At 67.9% G+C, this 16,331-nt stretch carries 18 protein-coding genes; 6 read left to right on the forward strand and 12 right to left on the reverse strand.

The window, feature by feature from the left end; genetic code table 11:
* Position 1: 1 nt before the first annotated feature.
* On the forward strand, positions 2-1,279 hold the full coding sequence (locus RT323_RS04110) for a hypothetical protein (RefSeq protein ID WP_313405242.1): 1,278 nt from the start codon (positions 2-4) through the stop codon (positions 1,277-1,279).
* A gap of 37 nt (positions 1,280-1,316) precedes the next feature.
* Positions 1,317-2,567 carry a hypothetical protein gene (locus tag RT323_RS04115; protein WP_313405244.1) on the forward strand — a complete coding sequence of 417 codons (1,251 nt, stop codon included), beginning with the start codon at positions 1,317-1,319 and terminating at the stop codon, positions 2,565-2,567.
* Here the strand turns inward: RT323_RS04115 and RT323_RS04120 are convergent.
* On the reverse strand, positions 2,494-3,408 hold the full coding sequence (locus RT323_RS04120; RefSeq protein ID WP_313405246.1) for a glycosyltransferase: 915 nt from the start codon (positions 3,406-3,408) through the stop codon (positions 2,494-2,496). The two genes, RT323_RS04115 and RT323_RS04120, sit on opposite strands and share 74 nt — an antisense overlap.
* Positions 3,405-4,517, reverse strand: a complete 1,113-nt coding sequence (locus RT323_RS04125) for a glycosyltransferase family 4 protein (RefSeq protein ID WP_313405247.1) — start codon at positions 4,515-4,517, stop codon at positions 3,405-3,407. The genes RT323_RS04120 and RT323_RS04125 overlap by 4 nt, the downstream gene beginning before the upstream one ends.
* 252 nt (positions 4,518-4,769) lie before the next feature.
* Between RT323_RS04125 and RT323_RS04130 the strand changes: the two genes are divergently transcribed.
* Complete coding sequence (locus RT323_RS04130) at positions 4,770-5,936, forward strand: nucleotide sugar dehydrogenase (protein ID WP_313405248.1); 1,167 nt, start codon at positions 4,770-4,772, stop codon at positions 5,934-5,936.
* A 1-nt stretch (position 5,937) separates the two neighbouring features.
* Here the strand turns inward: RT323_RS04130 and RT323_RS04135 are convergent, their stop codons facing one another.
* The 6 genes from RT323_RS04135 to RT323_RS04160 all read right to left on the reverse strand — a co-directional run bounded on the left by RT323_RS04135 (position 5,938) and on the right by RT323_RS04160 (position 11,209).
* Positions 5,938-6,501 (reverse strand): hypothetical protein, encoded by a 564-nt coding sequence (locus RT323_RS04135; protein WP_313405250.1) that lies wholly within the window; start codon positions 6,499-6,501, stop codon positions 5,938-5,940.
* Positions 6,502-6,635: 134 nt separating this feature from the next.
* Complete coding sequence (locus RT323_RS04140; RefSeq protein ID WP_313405251.1) at positions 6,636-7,619, reverse strand: alpha/beta hydrolase; 984 nt, start codon at positions 7,617-7,619, stop codon at positions 6,636-6,638.
* A gap of 380 nt (positions 7,620-7,999) precedes the next feature.
* On the reverse strand, positions 8,000-8,263 hold the full coding sequence (locus tag RT323_RS04145) for a hypothetical protein (protein WP_313405253.1): 264 nt from the start codon (positions 8,261-8,263) through the stop codon (positions 8,000-8,002).
* A 282-nt stretch (positions 8,264-8,545) separates the two neighbouring features.
* Positions 8,546-8,911: a VOC family protein gene (locus RT323_RS04150; RefSeq protein WP_313405257.1), complete on the reverse strand. Its 366-nt coding sequence runs from the start codon at positions 8,909-8,911 to the stop codon at positions 8,546-8,548.
* A 24-nt stretch (positions 8,912-8,935) separates the two neighbouring features.
* Entirely contained in the window at positions 8,936-10,078 is a 1,143-nt protein-coding gene (locus RT323_RS04155) for an acyl-CoA dehydrogenase family protein (RefSeq protein ID WP_313405259.1), read from the reverse strand.
* Complete coding sequence (locus RT323_RS04160) at positions 10,079-11,209, reverse strand: CaiB/BaiF CoA-transferase family protein (protein ID WP_313405261.1); 1,131 nt, start codon at positions 11,207-11,209, stop codon at positions 10,079-10,081. It abuts the gene before it with no gap.
* A 209-nt stretch (positions 11,210-11,418) separates the two neighbouring features.
* Between RT323_RS04160 and RT323_RS04165 the strand changes: the two genes are divergently transcribed.
* Positions 11,419-12,246: an alpha/beta hydrolase gene (locus tag RT323_RS04165; protein ID WP_313405263.1), complete on the forward strand. Its 828-nt coding sequence runs from the start codon at positions 11,419-11,421 to the stop codon at positions 12,244-12,246.
* Positions 12,247-12,336: 90 nt separating this feature from the next.
* Here RT323_RS04165 and RT323_RS04170 read toward each other — a convergent pair whose 3' ends face one another.
* Genes RT323_RS04170 through RT323_RS04180 form a run of 3 tightly spaced genes read right to left on the reverse strand, consistent with a single transcriptional unit; the run spans position 12,337 to position 14,787 of the window.
* Positions 12,337-13,059, reverse strand: coding sequence for an amino acid ABC transporter ATP-binding protein (locus RT323_RS04170; RefSeq protein WP_313405265.1), 723 nt, complete (start codon positions 13,057-13,059; stop codon positions 12,337-12,339).
* Positions 13,059-13,919, reverse strand: coding sequence for an amino acid ABC transporter permease (locus RT323_RS04175; protein ID WP_313405267.1), 861 nt, complete (start codon positions 13,917-13,919; stop codon positions 13,059-13,061). The genes RT323_RS04170 and RT323_RS04175 overlap by 1 nt, the downstream gene beginning before the upstream one ends.
* A 4-nt stretch (positions 13,920-13,923) precedes the next feature.
* Positions 13,924-14,787 carry a transporter substrate-binding domain-containing protein gene (locus tag RT323_RS04180; RefSeq protein WP_313405269.1) on the reverse strand — a complete coding sequence of 288 codons (864 nt, stop codon included), beginning with the start codon at positions 14,785-14,787 and terminating at the stop codon, positions 13,924-13,926.
* Between the two features lie 244 nt (positions 14,788-15,031).
* Between RT323_RS04180 and RT323_RS04185 the strand changes: the two genes are divergently transcribed.
* The gene (locus RT323_RS04185) at positions 15,032-15,571 is read left to right on the forward strand and encodes a PadR family transcriptional regulator (RefSeq protein WP_313405271.1); all 540 of its coding nucleotides are present in this window, start codon (positions 15,032-15,034) and stop codon (positions 15,569-15,571) included.
* Here the strand turns inward: RT323_RS04185 and RT323_RS04190 are convergent.
* A complete protein-coding gene (locus RT323_RS04190; protein ID WP_313405273.1) occupies positions 15,540-15,770 on the reverse strand; it encodes an SCO4848 family membrane protein in 231 nt (76 codons plus the stop codon). The two genes, RT323_RS04185 and RT323_RS04190, sit on opposite strands and share 32 nt — an antisense overlap.
* 33 nt (positions 15,771-15,803) lie before the next feature.
* Here RT323_RS04190 and RT323_RS04195 point away from each other — a divergent pair, with 33 nt between their 5' ends.
* On the forward strand, positions 15,804-16,217 hold the full coding sequence (locus tag RT323_RS04195; RefSeq protein ID WP_313405275.1) for a nuclear transport factor 2 family protein: 414 nt from the start codon (positions 15,804-15,806) through the stop codon (positions 16,215-16,217).
* Positions 16,218-16,331 lie beyond the last annotated feature (114 nt).

Here is a 16,331-nt window from a genome sequence, read left to right on the forward strand (position 1 = left end):
GATGGCCGACACCTTCACCGGGAGGCTGAGCGGACGGCTCCTGCTGGGAGGCCTGCCTGCGGTGTTCGCCACCGGGCTGGCATCGTTCACGCCCCTGCTCGGTCTTGGCTATCTCAACGCCTCGACGTATCAGGTGTGGGCGCTCGCCTCGGTTCTCTTCACCGTCTTCCTGGTGTTCGACTTCGGCGCTCCAGTACTGGCGACAAAACTCGCGAGCGAGTCTTCGTTGACCCGTCGCGCGTTCTCCGCCCTGACCCTCCTTTCTGTTGCAGTCCCCATCGGCCTCGGACTCGTCGCGCTGATCCTGTGGCCGGCCTACGCACGAGCGGCCGACATCTCCGATTCCCTCACTGGCGAGTTCGTGGTGACCTTGGCATGGGTCACGGCCGGATCAGTGTTGCGAAGTGTCGGGTCGCTCTTCGCGGCGTCAGCACTCGGCGGCGACCGATTCTCAGCCCGCGCCCTGATCCTCGTGCTCGGATCGGCGACCCAGGCCATCGCGACGTTGGTTGCCCTCGAATCGGGTGCCGGGTTGCATTCGCTCGGGATCGGACTCTTCGCCGGTGGGGTCGTGCAGACGTTCGTCGGACTCGTCACCGAGTGTCGACATCTGGTCCCTGGCGTGGTGCAGGACAACCAAGTGATGGTCCTGATCGGACGTTTCTTTCGCGCGAAGTCTGCGACCGCGGTGCTCGGCCTGACGGTCACGCAGCTCGATCGGTGGGCTCTTGGACTCGTGGCCGCTTCACCGAGCTTCGTCGTCGCCTACGACGTGGCGGCGCGCGTGGGAATGATGCCCAAGATCGCGCTTCTGGCGTTGTCTGCCGGAACCGTCTCCGAAGTGAGCCGACTGAGGACACGCGATGCGGTGACCGACCTGTACCGGACTCTTCTGCGCGGAACGATGGCGCTGTCGATCCTTGGCGCGGTGGGCGCCGTTGCCGTGGTCGCGTGCATCAGCCTCTGGGGAGATGGCACCTCGTCCCTGGGTCTCGCGGTCTTGATCGCGATACCCGTCTGCCTCGGCCACGCGATTCACTGTTGGACCATTCCCGGCGTCAACACGGTCTCCGCGCTCGGAAGTCCCCGTTACGAGCTGCTCTACATGATTCCGCTCGGCGTACTCACGTTCGGTGTCTATCTTGTGGCAGCCGCGACGCACTCTGTGACTCTGTTCGTCATGGGCTGGTCATTGGTGCTGGGCGCCTCCTCGGCCATGTTCGCGTGGCGCACGCCGCGGTTCATCGCGTCTTCGTGGGAGGCGAGAAATGCGCGCTGAGCATGCCGCTGCCTCGTCGCGGAGTCGAGTCCTCACGATGATCGCTGCCGCCGCGGCGATCGGCACGCTCGCGATTCCGGGCAATTACACGGTGCTCCACCCGCGGTTCGCGCTGCTACTGCAGGTGTCGATTCTCGTCGGCGTCGCGCTCGTGGCGGTTGCGGCGATCCGCGGCGTCTCACATCCGGGTTGGCGCCGAGCCGCCTATCCGGCACTCGTGGCTCTCGTGGCGCTGTCTCTCACCGCAGCCGGATCATCCGAGCAGTTCCTCAGCAATCTGCAGACCGTCGCGCCGATCGTCGCGGGCATCGGCGTCGTCGGCGTCATCGGTGTCGAACGCGCCATCAAGACCCTCGGGCTGCTTTCCGTCGCCCTCATGGTGACTCTCGTGCTGGACGCCCTGACCGGCGCCTACCTCGTTCACCAGGTGTTCGGGCCGCCGCGCCACAGCACCGTCATCACGGCGGGGCTTCGTGCTCGAGGGTTCATCGGCCAACCCGTTCCAGCAGCTGTGTTCCAGGTGTCTGTCGCGGTTCTCGGACTGTTCTATGCCATGACGTGGTCCGGCGGACGCGCGTTCATGCTCCGAGGCGCCGCGATCGTCCTGGGCCTGGGCGGGGCTCTCCTCGCCGGAACGAGGTCCGCGCTGCTCCTGCTGGTGATCGGTCTCTTCATGCTGACCGTAGTGTCTGTCGTGCGACGCGGGTCGATCAGTCCAAGAACGGTCTCGACGCTCTCCTTCCTCCTCGCGGGCGGTGTCGCGATCAGCGCTGTCGTCCCCTCGTCGGCCTTCGGGCGGGTTCTCGAATTCGGGGAGCTCCGCGAGACGATCTCGTTCTCGAATCGACTGCGTGCTCTGGATTTCCTGGAGTACTGGACGCTAGAAACGGCACCCGACAAGGTCCTGGGTCACGGCGCGCGCTCACTGCAGACGAGGCTTCAGGACGGCACCATCAGCAATGGCATCTCGACGGTCGACAACATGTTCGTGACGGTCCTGTGGGACTTCGGCGTGCTCGGGGTGGCGGTGTGTCTCGTCGTCGCGTTCATGACGTTTCGAACTGTGTTCTCCCGCCGGAGTTCGCAGATGGAGCGAGCGGCTGCCGCGTCGCTGTCCATTCTTCTGTTGTCATCGCTCTTCTTCGACACCTTCTACACGACGCCTCTTGCGTTCGTCGCGGGCGCGCTCTGGGCGTGCCGTGGCAGCCGCGAGCTCAGTGAGACCGCACCGTCGACGGTCGATGGGGCTTCACGTGGCGCCGCCATCCCCACTTCCGCAGCTGGCTGAGTCGTCCCAGTCGCGTCGAGCGGAGTCTCGAACTCGTCCTGCCCGGAACGAGCACCCCCGCGAGAGTGACGAGAAGCAGATCCAGCCGCGCGAGATAGTCCAGCGCAACGGGCAGGTGCTTCGCCGTCAGGCGGATCGCGGCGTCCACGCGGGCGTCCTCGACCAGTCGCGAGTGACTCTCCTGGGACGACGCTGCCTCGTGCTCGATCCGTGCCGAGGGCACCGCACCCAGACGGCCTCCTGCAGACCTGAACCGGTACGAGAAGTCTGCATCCTCGCCGTACAGGAAGAAGTCCTCGTCGTACGGACCATGCTGGAGAAGCTCGCTCCTCAATCCGAAGGTCGCACCCCCACTGACCTTGCTCACGTCGACGATCTCGCGATCGCCGGACTCCCGCAGGAGTCGACGCTTCTCGCGCGATCTCCTCAACAGGCGGTGGGTCGAGCTCCACCAGAACATCAAGGCATCGATCTGCAGCCCCTGGTTCGGCGTCACCAACCAACCACACAGCACGGTGCCCGGCTCGTGCAGACGCACCAGTTCACCCAGTGCTCGAGGCGCGAGCGCGGCGTCCGGGTTGAGCAGCAGCACGTACTCGTTCGACGCTTCGGCGACACAGCGGTTCGCCGCAACCGCGAAGCCATCGTTCGCCGCCGGGATCCATCGGTCAGTGACGCCCTCGAAGGTGGACCTCAACGGCTCCGAGGAGGAGTTGTCGACCACGATGATCTCGATGTCGCAGCCGATGATCTCCTGCTCGGCGCGGATGGAAGCGAAGCATCGCTCCAGGAGTCGAGGGTCGGTGTCGTACACGACGACACCGACCGTCACGCCCGTCACGAGAGACCTTCCACTGCGCTGGGACCGGTTCTGATGAACCGCTCGACCGCCGTCTCATTCGTCGAATCGCGTGTCACGGAGATCCCTTCGCCGAACGCCGCCTCCCGGCACGTCACGTCTGTCAGTGCTCGCAGGACGCGCGCCAACTGCGATCCGTCATCGAACAACCACAGTGGTCCCTGTGCAGCCAGGTCCCGGTGCACGTCGATGCTGGAGGCGACCACCGGGCGACCACGCGCCCACGCCTCCCACACGACCATGGGATTCAGCTCCCACCGGCTGGGCAGCAGGACCGCGTCGGCGTCGTCGTACACCGACACCATGTCCGTTGAACGTCCCCTGTAGTTGACGCGAACCTGGGGGTGGTCCCATGCTTCCAGGGCTCGCACCACGTGCTCGAGCTCTCCGGTTCCGTAGACATCGAGGTCGAGCGGGACATCGACCTGCTCCAGAAGAGTCTGGAGCAGGTCCACGCCCTTCTGCTCCGCGAGTCTCCCGACGAACACGAGCTTGAGGCGCTCACGCGACACGGGCCGCGGTGGTGCGGTCGCGCTGAACGTGCTGGCGAGTGGGTTGGGATCGAAGCGCGCCTGCTCGGGCGAACAGAAGCCGAACTGAACCAGCTCGTCTCGCGCTCGTGGCGCCGGGGTGGTGACGAGGTCCGCCTGCTGGATAGCACGCCGGCAGAACATGTCCTCGACGCGGCCGCGAAGCCCGGCCCGATCGGTGCTGGGCAGCTGGTGGAAACTCGCAGCGAACTCCCGGTCTCGAAGCAACCGGGAGCAGGACATCCCCAGGACGACGTGGCTGCCGCGGATCAACGAGAAGACGCGTGAGCTCCTGCGCACTTCCTCTCGGATTCGCCAAGCAGCCGCGAGCACACCGCGAGCCGTGCGCGGAAGGTCGAACTCCTCGTAGCTGTCGGCAGCCTCGAGGACGTGCTCGTGATCTCGACACCCGCCGAACAGCACGACGAGCCGGATGGGAGTCGGGGAGGCGCGGTGGATGAGCTCCTCCAGGACCGCTTGGGCGCCTCCGCCCTCCAGCCACGGCACGACGACCAGGACGGGGGTCGGGCTCTCACCGTCCTCGCGACGCTTGTCGGACACACCCTCTCCGATCGAATGGGACTCGTGGTGCAGGCACCGGGCACGATACCCGGGGGCAGATCCCGCGGCGAACTCGTTGCGCCCCGTGGAGGTCTGCGGAGACGACCGGGGCCCGACGTCATGTGGCCGACCGGCAGACCGAGAGACGCGCGGACATCAGCATGACGTCCTCGGTGATGGCCGACAGGATGACCATCGATTTCGGAGCCGTTCTCGGCCGGATCGGGCATTCTCGTCCCCTACCCTTGCCCCATGAAGATCGGTGTCGCGGGTAGCGGTTACGTCGGACTCTCCAACGCCGTGGTGCTCGCGCAGCACCACGACGTGCACCTCGTCGACATCGACCAGGCCAAGGTCGACCTGGTCAACGCCCGCACCTCGCCGATCGAAGACGCGGAGCTCGAGGAGTACCTCGCCTCACGGACGCTGTCGCTGACCGCGACCCTCGACGCGAAGGCCGCCTACGCGGATGCCGACTACGTCGTCGTCGCGACGCCGACGGACTACGACCCCGTCTCGAACTACTTCAACACCTCGTCGGTCGAGTCGGTGGTCGAGATCGCGCTCTCGGTCAACCCGGACGCGAACATCGTCATCAAGTCGACCGTCCCCGTGGGGTTCACCGAAGGCCTCCGGGCGACTCACCCCGGCGCCTCGATCATGTTCTCGCCGGAGTTCCTGCGCGAGGGACGCGCGCTCCACGACAACCTGCACCCGTCACGCATCGTCGTCGGTGACGAGGCAGAGGTCGGCCGCACGTTCGCCGGCCTCCTCGCCGAGGGCGCTGAAGCGCAGGACGTTCCGGTCCTGCTGACCAGCTCGACCGCGGCCGAGGCCATCAAGCTGTTCGCCAACACGTACCTGGCGATGCGGGTTGCCTACTTCAACGAGCTCGACACCTACGCGGCCCTGAAGGGGATCGACGCAGCCCAGGTCATCGAGGGCGTCGGACTGGACCCGCGCATCGGCACGCACTACAACAACCCCAGCTTCGGCTACGGCGGCTACTGCCTGCCCAAGGACACCAAGCAACTGCAGGCCAACTACTCGGACGTCCCGCAGAACCTGATCAGCGCGATCGTCGACTCCAACACGACCCGCAAGGACTTCATCGCGACGGACATCCTCGCGCTGGACCCGAAGGTCGTGGGCATCTACCGGCTCATCATGAAGGCCGGATCGGACAACTACCGCGAGTCGTCCGTCCAGGGGATCATGAAGCGGCTCAAGGCGAAGGGCGTGGAGGTCATCGTCTATGAGCCCACGTTCGCCGAGGGCTCGTTCTTCAACTCCGAGGTCGTGACCGATCTCGACGACTTCAAGCAGCGCGCCGACGTGATCGTCGCCAACCGCAGGACCGAGAAGCTCGCGGACGTCAGCGAGAAGGTCTACACGCGCGACCTCTACGGTCGCGACTGACTCACGCCACGGCGGGGATGCGCACGCGCGCCAGCAGCAGCAGCTGGACGTCCTCGGGGCTCAGCCGGACAGCGGCGCGGACGGACCCGCGGTCGGCGGGGAGGTCGCCCAGCAGGACGTCCATCCCGTCCGAGAGCAGGACGCCGTCGCGGCCGTCGGCCAGCGTGCAGGCGACGAGGTGACTCGGGGCGCTCGGCGTGATCGTCGCGATCGCCATGACCAGGCGCGAGACCACGAGCGCCTCCGGCACGAAGGTGAACCGGCGCCAGCCGTCGGGGTCGACCGACTCCACCAGTGCCTCGGCGTCGCGGCGGAAGTAGCAGTGCACCGACGGGCCGCTGATCGCGGTGATGTCGTCGGCGGTCGTCTCGTACAGGCTGATCGGGGTGATGTCGCCGAGCGCGGCCAGCACCTCGGCCAGGCGCCCCCACAGCAGGCGACCGCCGGGACCGGGCAGGACCTGCTCACGGTCGAGGAACCGCGGGTCGCGCACCGAGCCCGGGATGAACTCGACACCCGGCGCGGCGACCACGTCTGGACTCGAAGCCTGCCACCAGGACGCCATCTGCATCACTCTCCCCTGCAGCGCGGAGTGCGCCGCTACACATGAGACCACGGAGGATGGAGAGTATGACGAGGTTTGAGGAGATTTGTGAGGCTGAGTTGAACTCAGGTTTTCCCTTCCGGTTTCCAGCCTGATCAGCGGTGGGTGACGCGGGCCAGGAAGTCGACGGTCGCGTCGAGGACCCTGCGGGCCTCGGGGCGCGTCAGGTCGAACTGGAACTCGTGGTTCAGCCCAGGGAAGCAGTGCGCCTCGTGCTCGACACCCAGTTCGCCCAGACGGTCGGCCAGCGCACGACCCTGCGCGCTCAGGGGATCGTCGTCGCCCCAGCTCAGCAGGGCCGGCGGGAACGCCGCTGTCGCGTGCTCCACGATCGAGGCCTGCTCGACGCGCGGATCGGTGAAGTCCTTCGTGCCCAGGTACGCCCAGCCCAGGGTGCGCACCAACCAGCCGCCGAACCCGGTCGCGCTCATCGAGGCCGGCGGGTCGTACGGGCCGCAGTGCAACAGCACCCCGCGCAGCTGATCGGTGTCGAGCACCGGCGCGATCCCGATCAGCTCGCCGTACTGCGGATCGGTGGCGACCAGCGCGACCTGCGCCGCGACGTGCGCTCCCGCGGAGTCGCCCGCCAGCACGATCCGGCTCGGGTCGATGCCCAACTCGTCGGCGTGCGCCTGCAGCCACGTGAGCGCCTGGCTCGCCTGGCGCACCGGGACCGGGAACCGGTGGCCCGGTGCCAGTGAGTAGTCCATGCCGACCGCAACGTAGCCGTGCTGGGCGAGCAGTCGCAGGTACGGCGCCGGCTGCGACTTGCCGCCGCCGACCCAGCCCCCTCCGTGCACCCACAGCACCGCGGGCAGCGGCTCGGTGGCGTCGGCGGGTGACCACACGTCGAGCAGCTCGTCCGGGCCGCTGCCGTAGGCGAGGTCCATCCGTCCCTTCACACCCGACGCCGACATGCCCTTGACCTCACCCGTGTCGGTGAGCGAGAAGAGCAGGTTGACGAGGTGGACACCCGGACGAGGGCTCACCTTCGACCACGCGAGGGCCGCACCACCGAGGACCGCAGCGATCAGGGAGGCGCGACGGGCCCACCGGCCCAGGGCTCGAACTGGTTGCACCCGTTGAGCCTACGTCGAACCTGATTCCTCGGACATCAGCGCATCTGACCACGGCGCCCGACTGCGAGATGGACAGTTCGCGACGAAGTGAGCACCAACGCACACCGCCTACGATCGGCTCATGACTGCCGACGCCCCCGCTGCGATCCAGACGGACTGCGTGAGCGGACTTCCCGTCCTGTCTGCCGGCAGGTCGTTCACGACTGCAGATGTGGCGAGCCTTCTCGACGCCGACTGGGAAACGCCGCCCTGCGGCACCCGCGACCTCATGACTCGTGTCGGTGGTTTCGGGTAGCCTTCGAAGCGCGACGGAGCATTACCTCCCGAGAAGTGAGCCCGATACCCGGCCGGACGACCGCGGTGTCGGACTTTGCGTTTCCCTAGACATCGACCACGTCCACGTGGCGCCGCACCATGGTTTTCATCTCGCCGCCGCGAGCCCAAGCACATCCCAGGGCGTCAGCGATCCACAGCAACGGCTCTTCATAACGGCGCTGGTGGTGATAACTGAACAGCGGGTGCTGATGGCCGGCCGACCGCGTACCCGCCATGATCCACGACCGATCCCGCTCGACGACCGAGTCGATCCTGTCCAGCACCACTCGCGAGATCCGGGCACCGCAGGCGTCCGATGCCAGACGCATCAAGCATCGCCGCCTCGAGTCCATCGCTCCATCGCCCTCTCGGGCCCGATAGATCGTGGCACGGAAGGGGATCGCGAGGATCGCGGATGACAGCACGCGCTCGAACCACCTCGCCCGTTCTCATCGCGACACAGATGACCAAGTAGTCCCCGGCTGTCGACTCATCGACGTACACGTGCCCGCCGTGTACGCCTTCCCAACTCACGCGGCAAACCTAGATCTCGCCACTGACGGACGCCTCGCGGTCGCGGCGCCGACGGCGGTGGAACTGCTGCGCTGAGCTCAGCTCGGCTCAGCGCCCAGGTGCACGACGAAGCCGCCGGGATCGCGCACCTGGGCGACGCGCTCGCCCCACGGCATGAGGTCGGGCTCGGCGATGCTGGTCGCGCCGGCCTCGACGGCACCTCTGTAGGAGGTGTCGACGTCGTCCACGTAGATCCACAGCGCGACGCCGACCGGCTCGGTGCGCAGATCCTCGTCGAGGGCGATGCCGAGCTCTGAGTCGCCGATGCGCAGTGCGACGTAGACGTCCCGGTCCCCGGCCGTGAAGGCGTAGGTCCGCTCGGCACCGAAGGCGCCGGCATAGAAGGACTCGAGACGGCCGAGGTCTCGCGTGGTCAGGATCGGGAAGCTCGTGCGTGCCCCCATGAGGTCACGATAGAGCTTCGCGCGTCAGATGCCGAGGGAGCGGCCGACGATCTCCTTCATGATCTCGGTCGTGCCGCCGTAGATCGTCTGGATGCGGGTGTCCAGGTACGCCTTGCTGATCGGGTACTCGCTCATGTAGCCGTAGCCGCCGTGCATCTGCACGCACGCGTCCGCGGTCTTCTTCTGCAGCTCGGTGGTCCACCACTTGCCCGCCGCGGCGTCCTCGATCGTGAGCGTGCCGGCGTTGAGCTCCTCGATGCTGCGGTCGACGAAGACCTGCGCGATGCGCTGCTCGGTCTCGAGCTCGGCCAGCGTGAAGCGCGTGTTCTGGAACGACCCGATCGGCTTGCCGAACGCCTTGCGGCTCTTCACGTACTCGAGCGTCATGTCGATCATCGTCCGGCAGGCGGCCGCGGCGACGACCGAGATCGTCAGGCGCTCCTGCGGCAGCTTCTCCATGAGGTGGATGAAGCCGTGGCCCTCGGTGCCCAACAGGTTCTCGACCGGGACGCGGACGTTGTCGAAGAACAGCTCGGCCGTGTCCTGGGCCTTGAGACCCATCTTGTCGAGATTGCGACCGCGCTCGAAGCCCTCCATGCCGCGCTCGACCACGATCAGCGAGACGCCCATCGCGCCGGCGTCGGGATCGGTCTTGCACGCCACGATGACGAGATCGGCGTTGATGCCGTTGCTGATGAACGTCTTGGAGCCGTTGACGACGTAGTGGTCGCCCTCGCGCACCGCGGTCGTCTTGATGCCCTGCAGGTCCGAGCCCGTGCCCGGCTCGGTCATCGCGATCGCGGTGATCATCTCGCCCGAGACGAACTTCGGCAGCCAGCGCTGCTTCTGCTCGTCCGTGGCGTAGCTGATCAGGTACGCCGAGACCAGGTCGGTGTGCAGGGCGAAGCCGACGCCGCTGGCGCCGACGCGAGTCAGCTCCTCCTGCAGCACGGCGTTGTAACGGAAGTCCGAGACGCCTCCGCCGCCGAACTCCTCGGGCATCATGAAGCCGAGGAGACCCAGCTCGCCGGCCCGCGTCCACACCTCACGGGGGACGATGCCGTCGTGCTCCCACTGCTCGTGGTGCGGGACGACCTCCTTCTCGAGGAAGGTTCGCACCGTCTCGCGGAACGAGTCGTGCTCTTGGTCGAACAGCGTGCGCTGCATTCAGTCCTCCTGCTGGATCGCGACTTTGTTCGCGATCAGGTCGTCGACGTTCTCGATGCCCCATGCGGTGAGGGCCTCGCGGGTACTGGCACCGGGCTTGTCGGGCGCGCGGTGGATGTTCGGCTCCGTCGCGGAGAACCGCGGCGCCGGAGCGGGCTGGGTGATGCCGAACTCGGACACGTACGTGCCCCGCGCGACGTTGTGCGGGTGCTCGTACGCCTCGTCGACGCTCATCACCGGCGCGACGCACGAGTCGGTGGACTCGAAGAGAACGACCCACTCGGCCTGGGTGCGCGTGAGGAACCAGGTCCGCAGCGTCTCGCGCAGCTCGGGCCAGTTCTTCGGGTCGTTGCGGTCGGGCAGCTCGCCGAGGCCGACGGAGGCGAAGACCTCCTGCATCGCGTACCAGAACTGTGGCTCGAGGCCGCCGACGCTCATCCACTGGCCGTCGGAGGTCTCGTAGACGTCGTAGAACGGGACGCCCGTGTCGAGCAGGTTCGAGCCGCGGCGCGGGGACCAGGCTCCGGACTGCTGCATGCTCACGACCATCGAGAGCAGGTGCGCGACGCCGTCGGTGATCGCGGCGTCGACGACCTGACCCTGGCCCGACTGGCGCGCGTGGGTCAGCGCGGCGAGCACGCCGGTGACGAGGTACATCGAGCCGCCCGCGAAGTCGCCGAGCAGGTTCAGCGGCACCTGCGGCGGGCCCTCGGCCCGACCGATCGGACCGAGGCCGCCCGCGACCGAGATGTAGTTGATGTCGTGGCCGGCCCGGTCGGCCAGCGGGCCGCTCTGGCCCCATCCCGTCATCCGCCCGTAGACCAGCTCCGGGTTGCGCTCCATGACGACGTCGGGGCCCAGGCCCAGCCGCTCCATGACGCCGGGCCGGAAGCCCTCGATGAAGATGTCGGCCCGCTCGACGAGGTCGAGCACGACGTCCACGCCGCCGGGCGCCTTGAGGTCGATCGCGACACTGGGCCGGTTGCGGCCCAGGACGTCGCGCTCGGGCGGGGCGACCTGCAGGGCGTTGCCGCCCGGTCGGTCGATCCGGATCACGTCGGCTCCGAGATCGGCCAGCAGCATGGCCGCGAACGGTCCCGGACCGATTCCCACCATTTCGACGACTCGCACCCCGACAAGGGGTCCTGTGGCCTGGCTCACGCGGCCCATTCTGACAGTAAGACTGTCAAGGTCGCAAGCATCCCTCGGATACGCGTCGGTCCCTGCCGCCCCGGACTTGGTCGCGCCATTCACAAGACCGCCCGCGCTGTGGCATGCTGCCATGTGACATGCCAAGTGTCACATCGTTCGAAGACGGTGTGCCGATCCCCGGGAGTCCGATGCTGAGCGAACTGGCATTCACGCGTCGCGGGCAGGGCGACCCACTCGTCCTGCTCCATGGCATCGGCCACCGGCACGCCGCCTTCGAACCCGTCCTCGACGAGCTCGCCCGTCACTACGACGTCATCGCCGCCGACCTGCCCGGACTGGGCGACTCGCCTCCACTGCCCGCCGGTGTCGGCTACAGCGCCGAGAACGTCGCGGCCGCCATCACCGAGAACTTCGCGCTGTGGGGCATCGACAAGCCGCACGTCGCCGGCAACTCGCTCGGTGGCCTGCTGTCGATCGCGTTGGCACAGCGCGGCGACGTGGCCTCGGCGACTGGCCTGTCCCCCGCCGGGTTCTTCCGCCCGTGGAGCCTCCTGCACGCCACGGTGACCCTGCTGCCGCTCAAGCTCGGCTCGTACCTGCCCGCCCCCGTCCTCAAGGCTGCCTCGAAGCTGACCCTGGGCCGATTCCTGATCGGCTTCACGCTCTACCACCGCCCCGGCCGCTACTCGCCCGAGCGCGTCTACGGCGACGCCCTCGCGATGAAGAAGGGCGCGGGCTTCTGGCGCTACTTCCTGCGGTGCTTCCCGCTGGGGTTCACCTCGCCCGAGTCCTTCCGCGGCTCGTGCCTCGTCCCGATCACCATCGCGTGGGGCGACAAGGACAAGATTCTCCACAAGTCGCAGGCCAAGCTGGCCGCCAAGCGCATGAAGGGCGTCGAGTTCGTGACCCTCAAGGACTGCGGCCACGTGCCGATGGGCGACTCCCCCGAGCAGGTCATCGCCGCAATCCGCGCCACGACGGCCCGGGCCGAGCAGGGCGCCTCCTCCGTCGCCTGACCCCTCGCCCCCACTTTTGGAGCAGTTTTACGCCGAAACCGGTCCGCGGGCCATAATCCCGCACCAAAAGTGGGGCGCCGGAGGGCCGACTCAGCGGTGGCGCGCGAGGAAGGCCGCGGTGCGCGGGTCGCGCGGCGCGGTGAACAGCTGCTCGGGCGGACCCGACTCCACGATGCGCCCGTCGGCCAGGAACACGATCCGGTCGGCGCACTCGCGCGCGAAGTCCATCTCGTGGGTGGCCATGACGATCGTGCGCCCCTCGTCGCGCAGGTCGCGGACCACGTCGAGCACCTCGGCCACCAGCAGCGGGTCGAGCGCCGAGGTGACCTCGTCGAGGAGCAGCAGGTCGGGGTCCATCGCGACGGCGCGAACGAGCGCGACCCGCTGCTGCTGGCCGCCGGAGAGCGAGTCGGGGTAGGCATGCGCCTTGGCCTCGAGGCCGACGCGCGACAGCAGCTCGAGGGCGCGCCGCTCGGCGTTCGCCTTGGCGAAGCCCTTCACCCGGCGCGGGCCGATCGTCAGGTTCTGCATCACCGTCATGTGCGGGAACAGGTTGAAGGCCTGGAAGACCATCGCGATCCGGGCGCGCGCGGCGTTCTCGTCGATCGCGGGATCGGTCAGCTCGAGGTCGCCCAGGTGGATGTCGCCGTCGTCCGTCAGCTCGAGCAGGTCGACGCACCGCAGCAGCGTGGACTTGCCCGACCCGGACGCGCCGATGAGGCACACGACCTCGCCCCGGTCGACGCTCAGGTCGATCCCGTCCAGGACGGTGTGGGCCCCGAACGCCTTGCGGACTCCTTCGATGCGCAGCATCAGCGGCCGCCTCCCTGCCGGCGCATCGACCGGATCGTCAGCCAGTCCGTGAACCGGGCCAGCGGGATCGTCACCACGATGAAGAACAGCGCGGCGACACACAGCGAGGTCACGTTGAACGTGTTCGCCTGGTAGACCGATGCCGCGCGCAGCGCCTCGACCAGCCCGATCGTCGAGACCAGCGCGGTGTCCTTCTGCAGCGACACGAAGTCGTTCATCAGCGGCGGCGTCACGTTGCGGACCGCCTGCGGCAGGATCACGCGCGTCATCGTCTGGCCGTAGCCCAGACCGAGCGCCCGCCCCGCCGCCCACTGCGTCGGGTGGATCGAGAGGATGCCGGCCCGCAGCACCTCGGCGACGTAGGCACCGTAGCTGAGGACGAGAGCGATCGTGCCCAGCCAGAACAGGCTGGTCGGGATCCCCGCCAGGCCGAGCGCCGGGAAGCCGAAGCCGACCAGCATCACCACCAGGATCGTCGGGATGCCCCGGAAGATGTCCGTGTAGGCGGCGGCCAGGAACTTGAAGGGCGCCATCGCCGGCGACGGGATCACGCGGATGACCGCGATCAGCAGCGCCAGCGGGAGCACCAGCAGCTCGACCGTGAGGAAGAGGCGCACGTTGAGCCAGAACGCGTCCAGGATCGCGGGGAACGACTCCCGCGCGTGGTAACCGCTGAAGTAGACCTCACGCACGCGCGGCCAGCCCGGCGCCTGGGTGATGAACCAGGCGGCCAGACCGAGCACGAGCACGCTCGAGACGGTGCCCGCGACCACGCGCCGCAGCGTGCGCTGGCGCCGGTAGGCGTTGCGCTGATGCTGGCGCGTGGAGACGGTGGGGCCGGAGCCCGTGCGTGAGGTCACCGGGTCACTTCAGGACGGGAACGTCCTGCGAGGTCGCCAGCCACTCCTGCTCGAGGTCGGCGAACGTGCCGTCCTCGGTCAGGGCGGTGACGGCCTCGTCGACGCACGGGGTCAGCTTGCTGTCCTTCTGCAGGAGCAGGCCGAATTCCTCGGGCTCGTCGCCCGCGTACTCGAACTGGCCGGCGATCTTCGCGCCGTCGATCTCGGCGGCGACGAGGTAGAACGCCGTCGGCAGGTCGGCGACGATGCCGTCGACCTGGCCGTTGGTCAGCGCGAGCGCGGCCTTGGTCGTGTCGTCGTAGACCAGCGGGGCGTCCTGCGTGCCGAGGCTCTCGATCGCCTTCAGCGAGGTCGTGCCGATCTGGGCGCCGAGGCTGGCGGTGGCGAAGTCCTCGAGGCTGTCGACGTCGGCGAACTTCGAGTCCTCCAGGACGATGATCGCCTGGTTGGCGGAGTAGTACGGCTTGCTGAAGTCGACCGCGTTCTTGCGCTCCGCGGTGATCGAGACCTGGTTGATGTCGAAGTCGAAGTTCTTCTTGCCCGGCTGGTACGCGGTGTTGAACGGGACCTTGGTCCAGACGACGTCGCCCTTCTCGAAGCCCATCTGCTCGGCGACGGCGTACGCGACGGCGGACTCGAAGCCCTTGCCGTTGCTGGGCTCGTTGTCGGCGAACCACGGCTCGAAGGCCGGGTCGTCGGTGCCGATCGTCAGCTTGCCGTCGGTCGTCAGCGGCAGCTGGTCGACCGCGCACTGCGAGGCCGAGGCGGTGGAGTCGGACTTCGCGTCGTCCGAGTCGTCGGCGGGCGCGCACGCGGCCGCGACGGAGAACATGAGCGCCAGGGGGACGGCGAGCAGGGATCGCTTCATGGGCACATCTTAAGTGGCGCGATTCTGCGCGCTTCATCGCTCCGCGCCTCGCGGCTCCCGCGCCCGCTACCGGGTGTTCGCCGCGCCCGCCGTCCCCTCCCCTCCCCACTTTTGGAGCGGGATTCCGCTCTGAGGGCCCATCAGGCCGCAATCCCGTTCCAAAAGTGGGGGAGATCGGACCGCCGAGGCACGCCGACTATGCGATTCGTTGCATATAAGGCCCCGAACGTTCTATCGTCCTCGCATGGCCCTCGACCACGCGATCCTCGTGTCCCTGCACGAGCGCGCCGCCAGCGGCTACGACCTGGCGCGCCGGTTCGACGCCTCGATCGGGTACTTCTGGCCGGCCAGTCACCAGCAGATCTACCGTGTCCTGGCGCGCATGCAGGAGGCCGGCTGGGTCGAGAGTACCCTGCAGGAGCAGGACGGCCGCCCGGACAAGAAGACCTACGCGATCACCCCCGACGGCGAGGCCGAGCTCGACCGCTGGGCCGCGGGAGCCACCGGCCGAGAGGCGATCCGCAGCGACTTCGCGGTGAAGCTGCGCGCCTTCCGCGACCCGGAGGCGATCGCGCTCGACACCCGCGCCAGGCGCGCCGACCACGTCGCGCGGCTCGCCGCCTACGAGGCTAGCGAGGCCCGCTTCTACCCGAACCCCCGGGCCCTCGAGGGGAACGACCTCGGCTCGTGGCTGGCGCTGCGCGGCGGCATCAGCACCGAGCGCCGTGGCATCGAGTGGTGCGACGAGATCCTCACTGCCCTCGAAGGGCGCGGATCCCGATGACGAGCACGATGATCCCCAACGTCATGGCGGTGACGATCAGCACGAGGTGCACCCAGAAGAACGCCTGGGGATCCTGCCACTTCTCGGGCCCACCCCAGGCGCGGTCGTCGTCGACGATGGCCTTGAAGAAGCGCGGCCAGATGACGACGTTGAACACCCCGGCCGCGATCAGCAGCCACGCAGCGAACTTTCCGATCACCCCACCAGTGTCCCAGTCGAGGAGAACCCACCCATGAAGGCCTTCCGAGATCTCGTCGAGAGCAGCATCGCCACCGGCAAGATGGTCGGCGTCGACAGTCTGCTCGCCGACGACGTCGTGTTCCGCAGCCCCGTCGCGTACAAGCCCTACCCCGGCAAGGCGATCACCACGGCGATCCTCAACGGCGTCTCGCGCGTGTTCGAGGACCTCCACTACGTCGGCTCGATCGAGGAGGAGAACCGCAGCGCGCTGCTGTTCGAGGCCAAGATCGGCGACGTCAGCATCCACGGCTGCGACTTCATCACCACCAACGACGAGGGCCTCATCGACGAGTTCACCGTCATGGTCCGGCCCATGTCCGGCGCGAAGGCGCTCATGGACGCGATGGCCGCACAGTTCCCGCAGATCGAGGCCGACGCCAAGGCGTACCTGGAGCAGCAGGCATGAGCGAGCGCCAGCGAGCGAAGGTGACTCCACGAATGCCGGCACTGCCAGACTGTGCCTTCTCCAAGGCGGTGCCGGCATGAGCGAGCGCCAGCGAGCGAAGGTGACTCCACGAAT

The organism is Aeromicrobium sp. (assembly GCF_032084975.1).
Classification (GTDB): domain Bacteria; phylum Actinomycetota; class Actinomycetes; order Propionibacteriales; family Nocardioidaceae; genus Aeromicrobium.